This is a genomic window from Tindallia texcoconensis, from assembly GCF_055383815.1.
The window spans coordinates 455,568-470,259 of sequence record NZ_AP042431.1; the positions used below are offsets into that span (position 1 = coordinate 455,568).

Below are 14,692 nucleotides of genomic sequence, written 5' to 3' on the forward strand. Positions count from 1 at the left end.
TTTATCAGTCCATTTGCTTCACTGAATTTGTCCATTTACCGCATCGATCTCCCCAACGGGCTACTACTTCATTATCCATATGCACCTCTATTACTTCGCAGTGGTTAGGACAATCCTCACATTCAAAGGTTTTAGGTGCAAAGTCTAGCTCCGCCGCCACAAAGCCTCTAAATTTTGTATTGGCTCCTGATGTTCGTACTTCTTCTTTTGCCAAGATTGCCGAACCAATAGCGCCCATAATACTAAAATGCTCTGGAATCACCACTTCATCTTGGATTTCTTTTTCAAAGGCAGCCTTTATCCCTTCGTTAGCTGCTACTCCTCCCTGAAACACATAGGGTGGCTCTAGCTTTTTACCCCTACCAAGATTATTAATGTAATTCCGGACTAACGCATCACATAACCCCTTAATGATTTCAGCTTTCGAAAACCCAAACTGTTGTTTTGCTATCATGTCGGATTCTGCAAAAACCGTGCATCGCCCTGCTATTCGAACTTCTCGTTCAGCAGAAATTGCCATTCCACCAAATTGATCGATGGGAATGCCCAACCTTTCCGCCTGATGATCTAAAAACGAGCCAGTTCCAGCAGCACAAACTGTATTCATGGCAAAATCGATCACCATTTGGTCTTCAATAACAATAATTTTTGAATCTTGTCCACCAATTTCAAATATGGTGCGTACATCTGGAACGAAATGAACCGTCGCTGTTGCATGTGCTGTTATTTCATTTTTAATGACATCCGCACCGATCATGACACCTATCAGTTGTCTGCCACTTCCGGTAGTTCCAACACCGCAAATTCGAGCATTTTCTGGGAACTCTTTTTTTAATTGATTCAATCCTACTTTGACCGTTTCCAATGGCTGACCATTGGTTCTGATATATTGCTTTGAGACGACATTCATATGCTGATCAATCACAACGATATTAGTACTTACAGATCCTACATCCACTCCCATATACAGTTCCTGCAACTTATTCATCCCCTTGTGTCAAAATTAGCTTTTCTTTCTATTTAGCTGGACGAACAACAATGTTCTTGTTTTTTTGTGCTCCTTCTGTTTTTTCCGTGGATTCGTTGCTTTCGCTTACCTTTCACCAAATCTACAAAAGCTTCTATTCTGGTTTGGTTATTGGCAATTCCAGTCTGTTCATCCAAGGAAATGGTTAATACCGGTATCTCATAATCCTCGCTTATTTTAGGAATAATACTCTGTGAAACAAGTTCAGGCAGGCATCCAAACGGCATTAAATGAACTACTCCATCGAATTTCCGCTGACCATAGTCCACAATTTGCCCAACGCTTTGTTTCGCATGTCCCCCTATTAAAATAGGAATATAGGGTTCCCCTTTTTTCAGAACTGCTTTTTCGTGGGTCCAATTCATCCATTTGGGAAGCATGTTATACGTTACCCATTGGGATAAATATTGTGATCTTTCAACTTCAGCACCCAATGCATTTAGAACCTGTTCTATCTTCATATTGATGGAATCTTCCATCACCACATAAATTTCTCCTACAATTCCAATTCTTATTTGATCTTCTTCTTCCACGCAGCGAATAGGAATAGTATCCAGTTTTTCTTTTCCAAGCACAAATGCTTTTTTCATAGCTGCAAAAGAATAAGCCTGATCGAAATCATGCTGAATTTTCTCCCAAGCTCTAGTAGTCTCTCCTCGATTCTTTTCATAAGCTCGAATACACTGAACTTTTTTTTCTAAATAATCCAATTTTCCTATCATATCGTAAACAAGCAACAGAGATCCTAGGACTTGTATCCAGGATTTTTTGCCCATGAGTTTTTTACTGTTTTGAAAAAAAGTTTTAGGGTCTCTAAACATAGAATCAAATACGATAAAGTCGATATGATGCCCCTCCGATTCAAGAATTCTCTGATGAACACGCTCATAAAAACCAGCTCTACAAGGACCGTTTCCACCGGATGTCACAACGACTTCCGCACCTTTTTCAATGGCTTCAAAGTAGCTTCCCATAATCACTTTTAAGGGAAAGCAAGCAAATTCAGGACTGTATTTGACCCCTAAGTTTATGGTGCTCTGGGTAGGTTTGGGGGGTAAAATCACTTCATGACCCAACATTTCAAGGAGCTTCTTATATACCACCGTTGTCCCCATGTAAGGAAAGGTTACTTTCATGCCAAGGCCCCCTTTTTTTCTTTTCTTTTTTTTCTTTTTAACATATCCACAAACGCTTCTACCCTGGTTTGAAGGTGATTTTCCCCTGAATGCTCATCTATTCGCACCGTCATGAAGGGTTTTTCATGCTTCGGTGAATCTAGTTCCAATAGTTTTCCAAGCATAGAATCAGGGCCGCATCCAAAAGCTGTCACATGGATAATTCCATCCACTTCAGAGTCTTGATAAAAATGATTGCCAGCGGCAAATAATTTGTCACTAAAAGTCCAAAACAAGGTCTTATGCATGCTTTTTAACTGTTCCTTCAGCACATCCTCATCCACCATTTCAAAAGTTCTCACTTTAACGCCCATTCCTTTTAGTCGATTAAGAATATCCAGGCTGATCGCAGAATCATAAATATTATATACATATCCTAATACGCCTATGGTAACTTCTAAAGACTCAACCTTTTCTTTTACTTGAATTTTACGGATGTTCATGGCCTTATCTCCATCTTTCATCGCTAAAGCAGTTGCTTCTGAGATGTCATAGCCTTGCAGACTATATTCCCGAAATGATTTCCAGACCTTTTCAGCATTTTTTAAGGCTCTTCGATTGTCCCTACGTGATACACCAAATTTTTCTTCAAAAATTTGATATTGTTTAATAGACGTTGCCAAATCTTCTGTCGTACTCTCAATATAAGGAGCAATCATGCTTTTTTCCATTTCAGGAAAAGAATGTCGAAGAATATCTGGCAATCCCATAAATTTAGGACAAAAGAACTGGCCTTTTTGAATAGAAACAAATCGAGGAACAAAGATATAGTCTGCACCTCTATCTATCAATTCCAACACATGACCCAGATAGACTTTAATCGGTACGCATATTTCTGCCACAGAGTGCTTAACACCCATATCCATAATGTGCTTATTGGTTGGACTACTAATGATTGTTTCAATCTTCAGTGAGTCAAAATATGTTTTCCAAAAAGGATAGTAATAATGATAAAGTAACGCTTGTGGAATCCCTATTTTCATTTCTACTCCTCCGATTTATTATTGCGCTCCCAAAATATTATGTCATTCTTCTAGAGTATATTCCAAGACTCTTTTTCTCTTTGATTAATAAAAGAAAAGCGTCCTCTATCCTGTTCATACCCATCTACACCAGTGAATCCCATACCCTTTTCTTAGAATGACTTCCTATTTCTCTAAATAAGCCAGTGTCTTCTCCAACAGGACTAACACGTCTTCCCAAGAAAAAGTTGGCATAAACTGGCTAGATTTTTTCTTGATGATCTGCCGAATCATACGATGATCTTTTTTGATGTCTTTTACTAATTGTTGTTCCTGTTTTATCTTTTCTTTTAATAGTTTTTTTCGGACCCATCGACTTTTTCTTCCTTTTAGTTGCATTAAGCATTGTGTAGTTTGAAAGGCGGCAATGCTAGAAGAAAGAATGGTTAGAATTTCAATCCCTGAATTCTTATTTTTTTGTTTCTGTATAGATTTCCGAATAATTCCAGCAGTCATTACGCCTATGGATATTCCTGTTGTGTACCTAATGAGTAATTCAACCGACGTCTCTTTCTTCATGCCTGGTACATAAAGATCTTCTTTTTCATAAGTATCCTTTACGGTTTGCAGATGCTGAGGTTGAATTTCCAAGGCGCTTACCACTTCATCAAAGTAACTCTTTTCCTCTTTATCTTCATAAAAATCAGCTTTCATAATTCGATAAAGATCTTCTAACAAAGAAAATCGAAGTAAATTGCGCTCCTGTTCCTCTTTAATACTCATCATCACTTGAATTAAGCTGCTCGCAGATTCGTCTGGGTCCATCATATATTCAAATATTACTTGTCGATCTTTGTCTTTCATTTCAATTTTTCTTAAAGCCCTATAAAACTCCTGCATGGCAATAGCTTCAGGTCGCTGTTGTGCCAAAATCATGAGTCCTAACAATTTTCCATATGTCAATCGAATTTCTGCTGGCATATTTTTAGGCTCGCGTACCATTACGTTTTCCATTCTCCATTCACCTCAATGTGCTTTTCATATTTTATTTAATTGTACATCAGTGAAATTGAAAAGTACACATCTGATGTCACAAATACATGAGCCTTTGTTTTTATGATTCAAAAAGGACAACGGCCCCTTATCATCCGTTGCCCTGTTTCCATTATTCATCATATCCATGGCATCATTCTTCCATTTCAATAATTTCTTTCTTTTCATCCTCTGACAATATTTTTTCTAAATCTAACAATAGGATAATGTTGTCTTCCACTTTTCCAACGCCTGTAATATAACCGCGATCCCTTCCAGCAATTACTTCCGGTGGTTTTTCAATTTGACTTTCATCCATCGTAATGACCTGAGACGCATCATCCACAACGAACCCAACCTGTTTGGATCCTAGGTTGATAATAATCACACGTTGATCCTCACTTACTTCCACCTCTGGTAACTCAAAACGCTTTTTAATGCTGACAATGGGAACAATTTCGCCTCTCAAATTAATGATCCCTTCAATAAAATTCGGGGTGTTGGGAACACTGGTCGCTGTTTCGTATTCCGTGATTTCCTGAACATGGTTTATCTCAACTCCATATTCTTCATCATTTAACGTAAAGATCACATATTGCTTTTCCATCAAAATCCTCCCTTTCTCTCAACCTGATCGCTTATCCTTTTATAACGGCTTTTCCCTTTAACTGTTGAATTGGTTTTAACAGGTCTTTCTGCTGCTCTAGTACAAAGTCAATGTCTTTATACGCCTCAGGCGCCTCTTCTCCTACATCATTTAATTTACTTTTACCCAAAATAACCTGACTTTCTCTCAAATCCTGGATTACTTTTTGCTGGTCAAATTGTTGTTTTGCTTGTTTCCGACTCATTTTTCTACCCGCTCCGTGAGAACAAGACAAAAATGATTCGGTGTTCCCTAGCCCAGTCACAAGATATGATTTCCGTCCCATAGACCCAGGAATAATGCCTATTTCATCTTTTCCAGCTCTGATAGCTCCTTTTCTATGAATCCAAAGCATTTCTCCACCATGTTTTTCTTGATTTACATCGTTATGGTGAACATCCAGGACTTTGGTTTCAATCCGAAAACCTGCATGCTTTTTAAAGACAAGCCAAATACTCTCCATCATCTTTTTTCGACTTTCACAGGCAAAAGAACGAGCTAGATTCATCCAGTTAAAATAAGAATAACCTTCGTCACAATCTATAGGAATAAAGTCTAGTTCGTAGTTTTTAGGAACCGTGCTTTTCCATTCTGTTCTTTTACTTTGAGCTATTTTATTGAAGTATCCAGCAATTTTATACCCTAAATTTCTTGATCCAGAATGAATCATGATGCACAGATTGCCGCTCTCATTTTCCTGAAACTCAATGAAGTGATTGCCTCCACCTAAAGTTCCCATTTGATAAGAAGCCGCCTCCAGTTCCTGCCAGAGTTGAAAATGTTGTTTTTCTTCTGGATATTGTTTTTTATACTGTTTGATGCATTCTGGATTTTTAGGGGTTTTATGACGATTAAACCCTTGGGGAATCTGACGCATGGTTTCTTTAACCAGTGTATCTAATTGATCCCTTGAAATTTCTTCCATGGGGATATTCGTTTCACTAAAAGCAACGCCACATCCAATATCTACGCCAACCGCATTAGGCACTAGAACCTCTCTAGTAGCCATCACACCACCTATAGGCATTCCAAATCCTTGATGCGTATCAGCCATTAAGGCAATTTGATTCACGGCATAGGGATAGCGGGACAAATTTTCAGCTTGATGAAGACACCCTTTCTCTAGCCAGTTTGGATCTGGAAGCCATACTTTAATGGGTAAATTTTCCTGTTTTACAGCATTTTTCTCAGGGATAATTGTAAACATATCTCCACACGGCCTTTCTACCTGTTCATCATACGCGACTCAAGTAATAAATAATTCCAGAAATGGAAAAGATAAACATAATTATTAAATTCATCCGATAGGAATCTTCTTTACGCTTGTTTCGAGTTTTATTGATCAATAGACCTGTTCCAGATAAAAACATTAATAAAAGCATTAAATAGAATGCATACCGCAGTACTTCGTAATCCCACCCAGCTTTAACTTGAATATCAAAGTAACGATCAAAGAAGGTTTCAAATTGCGGCTGTGCTCTATCCATTAATACTAATAGCGGAACCATTAAAATCCATGATATCAACCCAATCCATTGAATTAGCTTGAGCCCTACATCCTGTCCTTTACGCCTGTTTCTTCGATCCTTTGCTGGTTTTTGAAGCATCGGCTAAACACCCTTTCTTCATTTCACTGCTTTGCATATACGTGTCTTCCGCCTTCGAACCTATTCTTTAGCTATTCTATTGAACGGTTCATCACAATCGCTTTTAAATTCTTGGATCCCATGACGGCACCGGTACCACTTCTCCCATTGGCTCTATTCGTCATCGAAATAATACAAGAATATTTTACCATGTTTTCTCCAGCAGGCCCAATCTGAACAATTTCTACATTCTCTTCATCAGACTCTTTTTTAAGGATTCTTGCTGCTTCATCAGACACTTTTCCCCATACACCCTTTGCGCTTCTTATGGAAAGATGGTCCCTGCCTATATGCAGATAAACAGGTGTTTTCGCTTTTCCTCTGAAAACAATAGCATGAATTTCTCTTTCCTTCAAAAGATTTGGCAAAGCACTAATCACTTTACTATCTCCAATGGAATTGTTTAAGGGACTCTTCGTGGTAATTATCAGATCATTCTCTGCTTTTTTTAAATCTATACTTGCCGCATAGGTAAAAATAAGGGCATTAGATGGAGACAACGGGTCTGCATTCTGGTCCATTTCCTGAAGCAATAAGTATAAGCCAAAAGAAGCTCCATCCGAATATAGCTTTACTATTTCCTGCGGCAACTCACGTTCTTCAATGATTTCATTGCTTAAATTAATATCGAGTACGTTTACTTTCGGATTAGACTCCATTCTTTTAATCCTCCCACATATTTAACGGTTTTTCACTACCTTCGGAAACCTGTCGATATCTTCTGTGTTTTTCATTATATCTGAATATTTGATCCAAATCACGAGTTTTATTTTATTATTACTTGTTTTGGGTAAGATAGTTAAAGTACTCTCTAAGAACACAATCCTATCTATAGAAAGGCATGATCCCTATGAAAGAAATTAAGTCAAAACTTATGAGCATTGGAGCCATTGGTGGAGCTGGACTATCGGCTTTTTGCTGAGTGATGCCTATATTATTTGTGTCGCTCGGTCTGGGCGGCCTCAGTCTTTCCTTCGCTTCAGCTTTAGCTCCATTTCAAACTTACTTTCAGCTTTTCGCTATTGGAATGATTTTCTGGGCTCATTATCGGATGGATCGCGATTCTATGAAAAAAAGCACCCAACGCTTTATATGGATTGCAACCATTCTGGTGATTGCCATCACCATGCTCCCCTTCATCCTTCGACTACTTTTGCTTTCAAATTGATTTATGGATGAAACAACCTATCGAAAGCACAGGACAATGCATCTTGATTGTTCTCGCAGACTACCAAGTCTGCATTTTTTTTAAGCAATGGTGTTGCATTTTCCACTGCTATACCCACGCCCGCATACTCAATCATCGTAAGATCATTATCATGATCTCCTATGGCAACAATGGTTTCTGGCAATATATCAAGATGATCCGCTAAAACTTTCAAAGCATTTCCTTTGGTTGCACTTTTGTCTAAAATTTCTATATTGTCTTCACCAGACCGGGTTACAAATAGACCAGGCAATTTTTTTATTTGTTTTTTCTTTGCCTCTAGCAAAGAATGATCAGCAGAAATAACAATTAAATTTGTCATGCGATATCCCCGCTCTATAAAGGTTTTAAACTCAACCAATTGGTAAGTCGATGTAAACCAAGCTGAATTCAGTGCACGTCCCAATGAACTTAAGGCACTCTTTTTACTTTTCCTTTCAAAACGATATGCCTTTTCAAAGTGGCTCCATCTACTTTTAACATAGGTACACCCTTCATCAGATCCATGAAAGTACAAAGAGGGTTTTTCAGCAAGAATTTTCAACACCTGACTCAAGGATCTTTCATCAATGTACTGAGTTTTTACTATTTCTTGATCTGGTGTTCGAATCACGGCGCCATTATTTGTAATCAACCAGCACTTCATTCCAATTTGTTTTAAGTATGGTTCCACATTATGAAATGGTCTGCCCGTACACAAAGCAACCTCCACTCCCATTTTATATGCTTTTTGCAATGCACGAACATTTTTTTCCGACAGATTCTTCCCATCATCCAGTAATGTTCCATCCATATCCGTAGCCAACAGTCTATATCTCAATGCAATGCACTCCTTTTATTCAAATAAACTTGTTTAATTTCTTGGTATTTGCGTATATATAAATAGAGTATTATTTTAATAGGATCATCAGTATCCCAATAGGAGGAATTTGAATGCTTTCAGAAAAACTTTTAAAAGAAATGAACGATCAGGTTAAACACGAAATGTTTTCAGCTAATTATTACCTTGCCATGTCTGCCTACTTTATGGATTCAGATCTCCCTGGCTTTGCACAATTTTTTCGAATCCAAGCACAGGAAGAACAAATGCATGCCATGAAGTTTTTTGATTTTATCGATGAGGTGAATGGACGAGTTCGCATCCAAGCCATGGATGAACCAAAAGGCGACTTTGAATCTGTAGAATCCGTTATCGAAGATGCCCTTGCACATGAACAGTTTGTCACAAAGAAAATCCATTCCCTAATGGAAATTGCCATCGAAGAAAAAAATTATCCAGCTGTTTCTTTTTTGAACTGGTTCGTTGACGAGCAGGTAGAAGAAGAAGCAACCTTCCAAGAACTACTGGCTAAAATCAAGCGAGTTGGTGCTAAGGGGCATATCCTTTACCTTCTTGATAAAGAAATGGGAGCCAGACAACCCGAATAAGCATTTCTACATTAACTATCGATTTTATATTTTAAGATACCGCAGGCTTAGCCTGCGGTATCTTTATTGATCAATTGATGCTTATGTATCCTGCTTAATTGTTTAATAAAATACTCTCGCCTTAATGCTTCATTTTTATTCGTCAACTGTTCACAATATACCAATCGAATCGGAAGTCTACTTCTCGTATAACGAGACCCTTTACCTCTCGCATGCATTTTAATTCTCTTCTCCAGAGCATTCGTCCACCCAGTATAGTAAGAGTTATCCCTACACTTTAACATATACACCCAAACCATATCTTTCTCCTATCCCTTATTTTTAGCATTATGTACCCTTAGTATACCAGAGTCGTTTTCTTGGATCAATCCATCTGTTCCAAATATGAATAAACCATTGACTATTTCTGAAAATTTGAATTATAATGCTTGTATCATAAAAGTAGGGAGTGTCGTTTCTATGAATATAAAAGTAGCAAAATTTGGTGGGAGTTCCTTATGCGATGCCAACCAATTTCAAAAAGTGAAACAAATAATCGCTCAAGACCCAAATCGAAAATTCATCGTCCCTTCTGCCCCAGGCAAAAGGCATCATGAAGATATTAAAATTACAGATTTACTTTATTTATGCCACGCCCAGGTCTCTCACCGGGTTCCTTTTACAGAAATTTTCAAGGTCATTTCAGATCGATATATTCAGATCGCAAAAGATCTATCCATCTCCATAGATCTGAACGCCATCCTTCAAGATATACAAGACCAAATTTCCTCAGGTGCTTCCTTAGATTACGTGGCAAGCAGAGGCGAATACCTAAATGCACTTTTACTGGCAGCTTATTTGGATTGCAAATTTCTGGATGCCGCTGATGTTATAAAGTTCCACCCAGATGAAACCATCGACCTAGCATCAACACAAGAAAAAATGGAGTCTTATGTATTGGATGAACACACATATATCATTCCCGGCTTTTATGGTAGTCTTCCAGATGGTGCCATTAAAATATTTCCAAGAGGTGGATCAGATATTTCTGGTGCTATTATTGCAAAAATAAGCAACGCTACCATTTATGAGAACTGGACAGACGTATCTGGTTTTTTAGTCACAGATCCTAGAATCGTACCTGGCTGTCAACCTATTAAAACCATCACCTATCGGGAACTCCGAGAGTTATCTTATATGGGAGCACAAGTATTGCATGAAGAAACTATATTTCCAGTTTTAGAAGCTGGCATCCCAATTAATGTAAAAAACACCAACGAACCAGAAAATCCTGGAACGATGATTGTGAGCTACCGAGATCCTATTGATCCACCAGGATCTATCACTGGAATTGCAGGCCGAAAAGATTTTACCGTCTTAGCTATTGAGAAGAACTTAATGAAAAATGATATTAGTTTTGTCCGAAAACTCCTTTCTATTTTAGAGAATCACCAAGTGCGTTTTGAACACACACCTTCCGGCATCGATAGTTTATCTTTGATTATTAAAAGCGATGAACTCTGTGGTAAATTAGATGCTTTAATTCAAGATATCCATGTTCACTGTAAACCTGACCTAGTTGAAGTGCATCCTAATATGGCTCTAGTTGCTACGGTTGGTCACGGAATGGCTTACACGCCAGGCATTTCTTCCAGACTTTTTACGGCTTTATATGAAGCAGATGTCAATGTACGAATGATTGATCAAGGATCTAGCGAAATTAATATTATTGTTGGAGTAGAAAACAAAGATTTCGAAAAAGCCGTCACTTCCATTTATCACGCTTTTATTGAATAACATCGCTAAAAACAAACATCAATATTTTTGTTTTGAAGCCTGTGTAAAATGGGTATCCTATTCATAATTAAGAATATTCACATTCAACTATCAAAGCTTGTATCTATAAGAAATGGAGGGTTACTATGTCTTTTCAATCCGAAAAAACTGCTTTTATGAAAGATATTCGGAGTATTCGTTCTTACAAAAGCGATCCCATTAATAAAGAAATACTAATGGATATCGTAGATGCCGCCCGAATGGCTCCCACAGCACGAAACATCCAGCCTTGGGAGTTCATCGTAGTGACAGACAGATCTATTTTGCAGGCACTTGGAGAGATTCATGTAAATGGTAAGTTTCTTAAAGATTCACCAGCTTGTATAATCGTACTGTGCAATACCCATACAGAGTACTTTGTAGAAGATGGTTCTGCAGCCACTCAAAACCTTATCGTAGCTGCCAAAATTCACGGATTGAAGAGTTGTTGGATCGGAGGATGCAAAGGACCTTTCTACGAAAATGATGATATTCCCATGTGCGAAGGAGAACCTTGCCAAATTTTACCACTTTATGATGATTTATCTTTAAAACTCAAGGAGGTTGTAAACGCTCCTAAAGAGCTTGAATTAATATCCATTGTCTCTTTAGGGTATAGTGATGAGTCTTTTGTGGCAGAAAAGCGACCTTTAAATGAAGTTCTTCATTGGAACACTTTCGGACAAAAATAGAGAACCTTTTCATTTTATTTTCTTACAGATTAGAAAGAACCCACCAAGTCTGGGTTCTTTCTTGATTATATGCATTAGTAGCTATCTGTTTTTTCTAGATTTAGTATCTCGTCCAAATCTTTCGTAAATTCCTTTTGATGATCTAGCATCATGAAATGACTGCTATTAGGATAATAATAGAGTCTTTCTTCCTTTATGCTTTTGATCCCTGCTTTTTCCCTCATATTTTTGATTTCTTGCCTATTCTTTCCTGCAATAGAGGAATAAAAACAATGAATTGGCGCATGTAATCGATTGAGCTTATTAGTGTAATCCGCTTCCAACAATTCTTTCATATACTCATAATAAGCTGTTTCATCGGTCATCAATGCCTCTTTTACGACGACATCTCTTAAATCCTCATCTTCAATTAAATGCTTATAATGGGCTTGAATAACAACTGTTCTATTTCTTTTCAACTGTTCCAAATCAAGCTGTCTAATTAGTTTAAATGATTTCCGTCTAGGAAACATATCCATGAGGATAAGACGAACTACCTTACTGCGATTATAAAAGGCTAGTTCTGTAGCAATCATACCACCAAGGCCATGCCCTACTAAAACCGCATTTTCAATCTTCATTTCTTCCAGCTTCTTATTTAAATCTTCCGCTGTTTTTTCAATACTAATATGATCTGGCACGTCCGTACATGTTCCATGTCCATAATAATCCACCAAAATCAACTGGTATTTTTCCTTTAATTCGTCAACCTGATACTTCCATATTCCATAAGATGACCCTATTTGGTGCAACAGTACCGCTGGTCTTCCCGATCCCTGAACACAAAGTTTCATCTTGCATCTTCCTTCCTATTAGACCTTCCAACCCACCTACACATAAACCTCAGCTACACATCTCCTTTTAGTAAGGACCTTGACAGTCAGGATTGTTAATTTTTCAGATTATTCCCTTTCTTTTTTAGGCTTTATACCCAAGGATAGATCTTCCTACCAAAAAGCTATTGATTGAAACAAAATTCTACCTTTCAAAAAAGCCATGGAACTTTCCTTAATACATGATGGACTCCCTTATTCTCTATTTCCAACATCCTAATTTACTAATGACAAAAAATCAACCATCCTCCTCTTATCAGTAAGAAAACTTGTTCTTTCATCATAATTAACGGGTGTGTTTGTGATTTAGGCTGATTACATACAACTCTTTTTTGAGTATTAAAACCATAGAGGAATTATATTATTTAACATTTTGATCATATTCCTATTAATCAATGGCTGCTCGTAAGCTTGATCACAAATAAACTTCAAGTCTTCCAAAGGCATAGATATTTCTTCTTCAATCACTTCTTGGAATTCACCTTCACAGATATGCTGATATATCTCTGCAGGTTTCTGGAAAATTCGTATATATATTTTTTGATCTGGTTCTCTATTCCATATTTTATTAAAATCATCACAAAAAATTTTCAATTTCATCAGCTTTTCCTTCTGCCCTATCCCCCACATATTACTTAACAAACCATATTTTTTTTCCATCTTTTCAGCGTCTACCAATACCCTCTCTTCTACCCCATCTACTGCCTTCAGCACCTCATGCTTTAGAACATCAAATGGTGATAAAGGAATCCACAATCCTTCACTTTTCCTTTCTACCCATGTATAATAAGCTGTTGGTATAAACACATATTGCAAAAATCCATGGGCTGTATCTATGTCTTCATAGCTGCTCCATCCTGATCTTAAGATATTTTTTTGCCTATCGATAATTTCTATGTACATCATGATCGTTTCTGAAGTTATTCTTCTCTCATCATTTCCTCCAATTAAAAGACGATCCGTTTTTTTTATTTGATCTTCCCAGAAATGAAAATTATCTTTTACATGTCCTCTCTTCATAAGATTTCTCCTAACTTTGGTTGTCTACCAGATTAATCCATAGATTGTTTAGCTACCACTAAAAAAAGAACTATTTCAGATTATTTTCACCATAAGTAATCCGAAATAGTTAATGAGGATTTAGAAAAAAATTACGACTACAAGAATTTGTTACACTATTTTTGAATAAAATTCAACAACTAACTGATCGTTTATCTCTATTGGCACTTCATGGCGCTCAGGCAATTTTATCAGCTCACCCGAATAGTTAGTTTCATCTTTTGTAAGGTAGGGATATAACGACGCTGGATTTTTAAGAAAGTTTTCTTGAAACATATCATTTTTGCAAGACTTTTCTTTAAGTGATATTTTATCGCCTACTGAGACAGCAAAAGAAGGCCTATCTATCTTTTGTCCGTTCACACATATATGTCCATGAACAACCAATTGTCTTGCCTGCCTAATCGTACTTCCAAATCCGATCCTATATACTAAATTATCTAATCGACACTCTAATCGTTTAATTAAAGAGTCTCCAGTGGTTCCACTATCTTTCATAGCTGCCTTCACATAAATCTTAAATTGTTTTTCCATCACTTCATAATAAGCTCGCAACCTCTGCTTTTCCAAAAGATGAGTTCCATAGGTGGATAGCTTTCTATTATTCCTCGCTTGTCCATTATTAGCTCTTTTCATTGCTTTTGGAAGTCCAACAACATTTAATCCTAATCTTCTACATTTTTTTATTCTTGGGTCTCTCATTCTTGCCAAAAAATCATCTCCATCACATAAATTTGCCGCGATAATTTATGCCTTATTCTTGAAATTGATAATCATTTTCGATTAAATGGTATCAGAAGATTTTTTATTTGTCAAGAAACACAATAAAATTATTTAAGTTACGCCGAATGGGGGTATACCACTCCATCAAGAGGGAGCAGGATTACTTTTAGAAATTATGAGTATGTGTTATCAGCAAAATAACTTGATCATTACAACCAACCTGGAGTGTAGCCACTGAAAAATTTCTTATTCGATGAAAAACTGACTGCTGCCATCATTGACTGTGTCATTGATTATGCACATTTATTTTTCTTTTATGGGCTTAGTTTCAGAAAAGAAAACGCATTATTAAAGTAAAGCGAAACTTCGGATTGTACTATCAAAAAGTTTTGCCATTTTTATTAAAAAACGATTGCCACACACACTTTG

Annotated in this window: 16 protein-coding genes; 3 read left to right on the forward strand and 13 right to left on the reverse strand. The window is 37.1% G+C overall.

Annotated elements, in window-relative coordinates; translation table 11 throughout:
- Positions 1–4: 4 nt before the first annotated feature.
- The 9 genes from ACZ47N_RS02165 to ACZ47N_RS02205 all read right to left on the reverse strand — a co-directional run bounded on the left by ACZ47N_RS02165 (position 5) and on the right by ACZ47N_RS02205 (position 8,515).
- Positions 5–979: an acyl-CoA dehydratase activase gene (locus ACZ47N_RS02165; RefSeq protein WP_464887504.1), complete on the reverse strand. Its 975-nt coding sequence runs from the start codon at positions 977–979 to the stop codon at positions 5–7.
- A 41-nt stretch (positions 980–1,020) separates the two neighbouring features.
- Entirely contained in the window at positions 1,021–2,163 is a 1,143-nt protein-coding gene (locus ACZ47N_RS02170; protein WP_464887505.1) for an acyl-CoA dehydratase activase-related protein, read from the reverse strand.
- On the reverse strand, positions 2,160–3,185 hold the full coding sequence (locus ACZ47N_RS02175; protein ID WP_464887506.1) for an acyl-CoA dehydratase activase-related protein: 1,026 nt from the start codon (positions 3,183–3,185) through the stop codon (positions 2,160–2,162). Before ACZ47N_RS02175 ends, ACZ47N_RS02170 begins: the two co-directional genes overlap by 4 nt.
- Positions 3,186–3,350: 165 nt before the next feature.
- Positions 3,351–4,178 (reverse strand): hypothetical protein, encoded by an 828-nt coding sequence (locus ACZ47N_RS02180; protein WP_464887507.1) that lies wholly within the window; start codon positions 4,176–4,178, stop codon positions 3,351–3,353.
- Between the two features lie 172 nt (positions 4,179–4,350).
- Positions 4,351–4,803 carry a chemotaxis protein CheW gene (locus ACZ47N_RS02185; RefSeq protein WP_464887508.1) on the reverse strand — a complete coding sequence of 151 codons (453 nt, stop codon included), beginning with the start codon at positions 4,801–4,803 and terminating at the stop codon, positions 4,351–4,353.
- 31 nt (positions 4,804–4,834) lie between these two features.
- The gene (locus ACZ47N_RS02190; protein WP_464887509.1) at positions 4,835–6,049 is read right to left on the reverse strand and encodes an RtcB family protein; all 1,215 of its coding nucleotides are present in this window, start codon (positions 6,047–6,049) and stop codon (positions 4,835–4,837) included.
- Between the two features lie 28 nt (positions 6,050–6,077).
- On the reverse strand, positions 6,078–6,449 hold the full coding sequence (locus tag ACZ47N_RS02195; RefSeq protein ID WP_464887510.1) for a hypothetical protein: 372 nt from the start codon (positions 6,447–6,449) through the stop codon (positions 6,078–6,080).
- Positions 6,450–6,520: 71 nt separating this feature from the next.
- The gene (locus ACZ47N_RS02200; RefSeq protein WP_464887511.1) at positions 6,521–7,147 is read right to left on the reverse strand and encodes an aldehyde ferredoxin oxidoreductase N-terminal domain-containing protein; all 627 of its coding nucleotides are present in this window, start codon (positions 7,145–7,147) and stop codon (positions 6,521–6,523) included.
- Between the two features lie 510 nt (positions 7,148–7,657).
- Complete coding sequence (locus tag ACZ47N_RS02205; RefSeq protein ID WP_464887512.1) at positions 7,658–8,515, reverse strand: Cof-type HAD-IIB family hydrolase; 858 nt, start codon at positions 8,513–8,515, stop codon at positions 7,658–7,660.
- A gap of 113 nt (positions 8,516–8,628) precedes the next feature.
- Here ACZ47N_RS02205 and ACZ47N_RS02210 point away from each other — a divergent pair, with 113 nt between their 5' ends.
- The gene (locus tag ACZ47N_RS02210; RefSeq protein WP_464887513.1) at positions 8,629–9,123 is read left to right on the forward strand and encodes a ferritin; all 495 of its coding nucleotides are present in this window, start codon (positions 8,629–8,631) and stop codon (positions 9,121–9,123) included.
- A 47-nt stretch (positions 9,124–9,170) separates the two neighbouring features.
- Here the strand turns inward: ACZ47N_RS02210 and ACZ47N_RS02215 are convergent, their stop codons facing one another.
- The gene (locus ACZ47N_RS02215) at positions 9,171–9,422 is read right to left on the reverse strand and encodes a GIY-YIG nuclease family protein (RefSeq protein ID WP_464887514.1); all 252 of its coding nucleotides are present in this window, start codon (positions 9,420–9,422) and stop codon (positions 9,171–9,173) included.
- A gap of 160 nt (positions 9,423–9,582) precedes the next feature.
- Between ACZ47N_RS02215 and ACZ47N_RS02220 the strand changes: the two genes are divergently transcribed.
- On the forward strand, positions 9,583–10,899 hold the full coding sequence (locus tag ACZ47N_RS02220) for an aspartate kinase (RefSeq protein WP_464887515.1): 1,317 nt from the start codon (positions 9,583–9,585) through the stop codon (positions 10,897–10,899).
- A gap of 125 nt (positions 10,900–11,024) precedes the next feature.
- Positions 11,025–11,609 (forward strand): nitroreductase family protein, encoded by a 585-nt coding sequence (locus ACZ47N_RS02225; RefSeq protein ID WP_464887516.1) that lies wholly within the window; start codon positions 11,025–11,027, stop codon positions 11,607–11,609.
- A 74-nt stretch (positions 11,610–11,683) separates the two neighbouring features.
- Here ACZ47N_RS02225 and ACZ47N_RS02230 read toward each other — a convergent pair whose 3' ends face one another.
- The 3 genes from ACZ47N_RS02230 to rpsD form a co-directional block, all read right to left on the reverse strand.
- Positions 11,684–12,442, reverse strand: a complete 759-nt coding sequence (locus ACZ47N_RS02230) for an alpha/beta fold hydrolase (protein ID WP_464887517.1) — start codon at positions 12,440–12,442, stop codon at positions 11,684–11,686.
- A gap of 378 nt (positions 12,443–12,820) precedes the next feature.
- The gene (locus ACZ47N_RS02235; RefSeq protein WP_464887518.1) at positions 12,821–13,501 is read right to left on the reverse strand and encodes a hypothetical protein; all 681 of its coding nucleotides are present in this window, start codon (positions 13,499–13,501) and stop codon (positions 12,821–12,823) included.
- A gap of 150 nt (positions 13,502–13,651) precedes the next feature.
- A complete protein-coding gene (gene rpsD, locus ACZ47N_RS02240; protein WP_464887519.1) occupies positions 13,652–14,251 on the reverse strand; it encodes a 30S ribosomal protein S4 in 600 nt (199 codons plus the stop codon).
- Positions 14,252–14,692 lie beyond the last annotated feature (441 nt).

What these genes read in the sequence shown, in the direction of transcription:
- ACZ47N_RS02195 (WP_464887510.1), bottom strand. Translation starts at nt 6,449, where the DNA reads ATGCTTCAAAAACCAGCAAAGGATCGAAGAAACAGGCGTAAAGGACAG.
- ACZ47N_RS02210 (WP_464887513.1), top strand. Translation starts at nt 8,629, where the DNA reads ATGCTTTCAGAAAAACTTTTAAAAGAAATGAACGATCAGGTTAAACAC.
- ACZ47N_RS02215 (WP_464887514.1), bottom strand. Translation starts at nt 9,422, where the DNA reads ATGGTTTGGGTGTATATGTTAAAGTGTAGGGATAACTCTTACTATACT.
- ACZ47N_RS02235 (WP_464887518.1), bottom strand. Translation starts at nt 13,501, where the DNA reads ATGAAGAGAGGACATGTAAAAGATAATTTTCATTTCTGGGAAGATCAA.
- ACZ47N_RS02200 (WP_464887511.1), bottom strand. Translation starts at nt 7,147, where the DNA reads ATGGAGTCTAATCCGAAAGTAAACGTACTCGATATTAATTTAAGCAAT.
- ACZ47N_RS02190 (WP_464887509.1), bottom strand. Translation starts at nt 6,049, where the DNA reads ATGTTTACAATTATCCCTGAGAAAAATGCTGTAAAACAGGAAAATTTA.
- ACZ47N_RS02185 (WP_464887508.1), bottom strand. Translation starts at nt 4,803, where the DNA reads ATGGAAAAGCAATATGTGATCTTTACGTTAAATGATGAAGAATATGGA.
- ACZ47N_RS02230 (WP_464887517.1), bottom strand. Translation starts at nt 12,442, where the DNA reads ATGAAACTTTGTGTTCAGGGATCGGGAAGACCAGCGGTACTGTTGCAC.
- ACZ47N_RS02175 (WP_464887506.1), bottom strand. Translation starts at nt 3,185, where the DNA reads ATGAAAATAGGGATTCCACAAGCGTTACTTTATCATTATTACTATCCT.
- ACZ47N_RS02180 (WP_464887507.1), bottom strand. Translation starts at nt 4,178, where the DNA reads ATGGAAAACGTAATGGTACGCGAGCCTAAAAATATGCCAGCAGAAATT.
- ACZ47N_RS02225 (WP_464887516.1), top strand. Translation starts at nt 11,025, where the DNA reads ATGTCTTTTCAATCCGAAAAAACTGCTTTTATGAAAGATATTCGGAGT.
- ACZ47N_RS02220 (WP_464887515.1), top strand. Translation starts at nt 9,583, where the DNA reads ATGAATATAAAAGTAGCAAAATTTGGTGGGAGTTCCTTATGCGATGCC.
- ACZ47N_RS02170 (WP_464887505.1), bottom strand. Translation starts at nt 2,163, where the DNA reads ATGAAAGTAACCTTTCCTTACATGGGGACAACGGTGGTATATAAGAAG.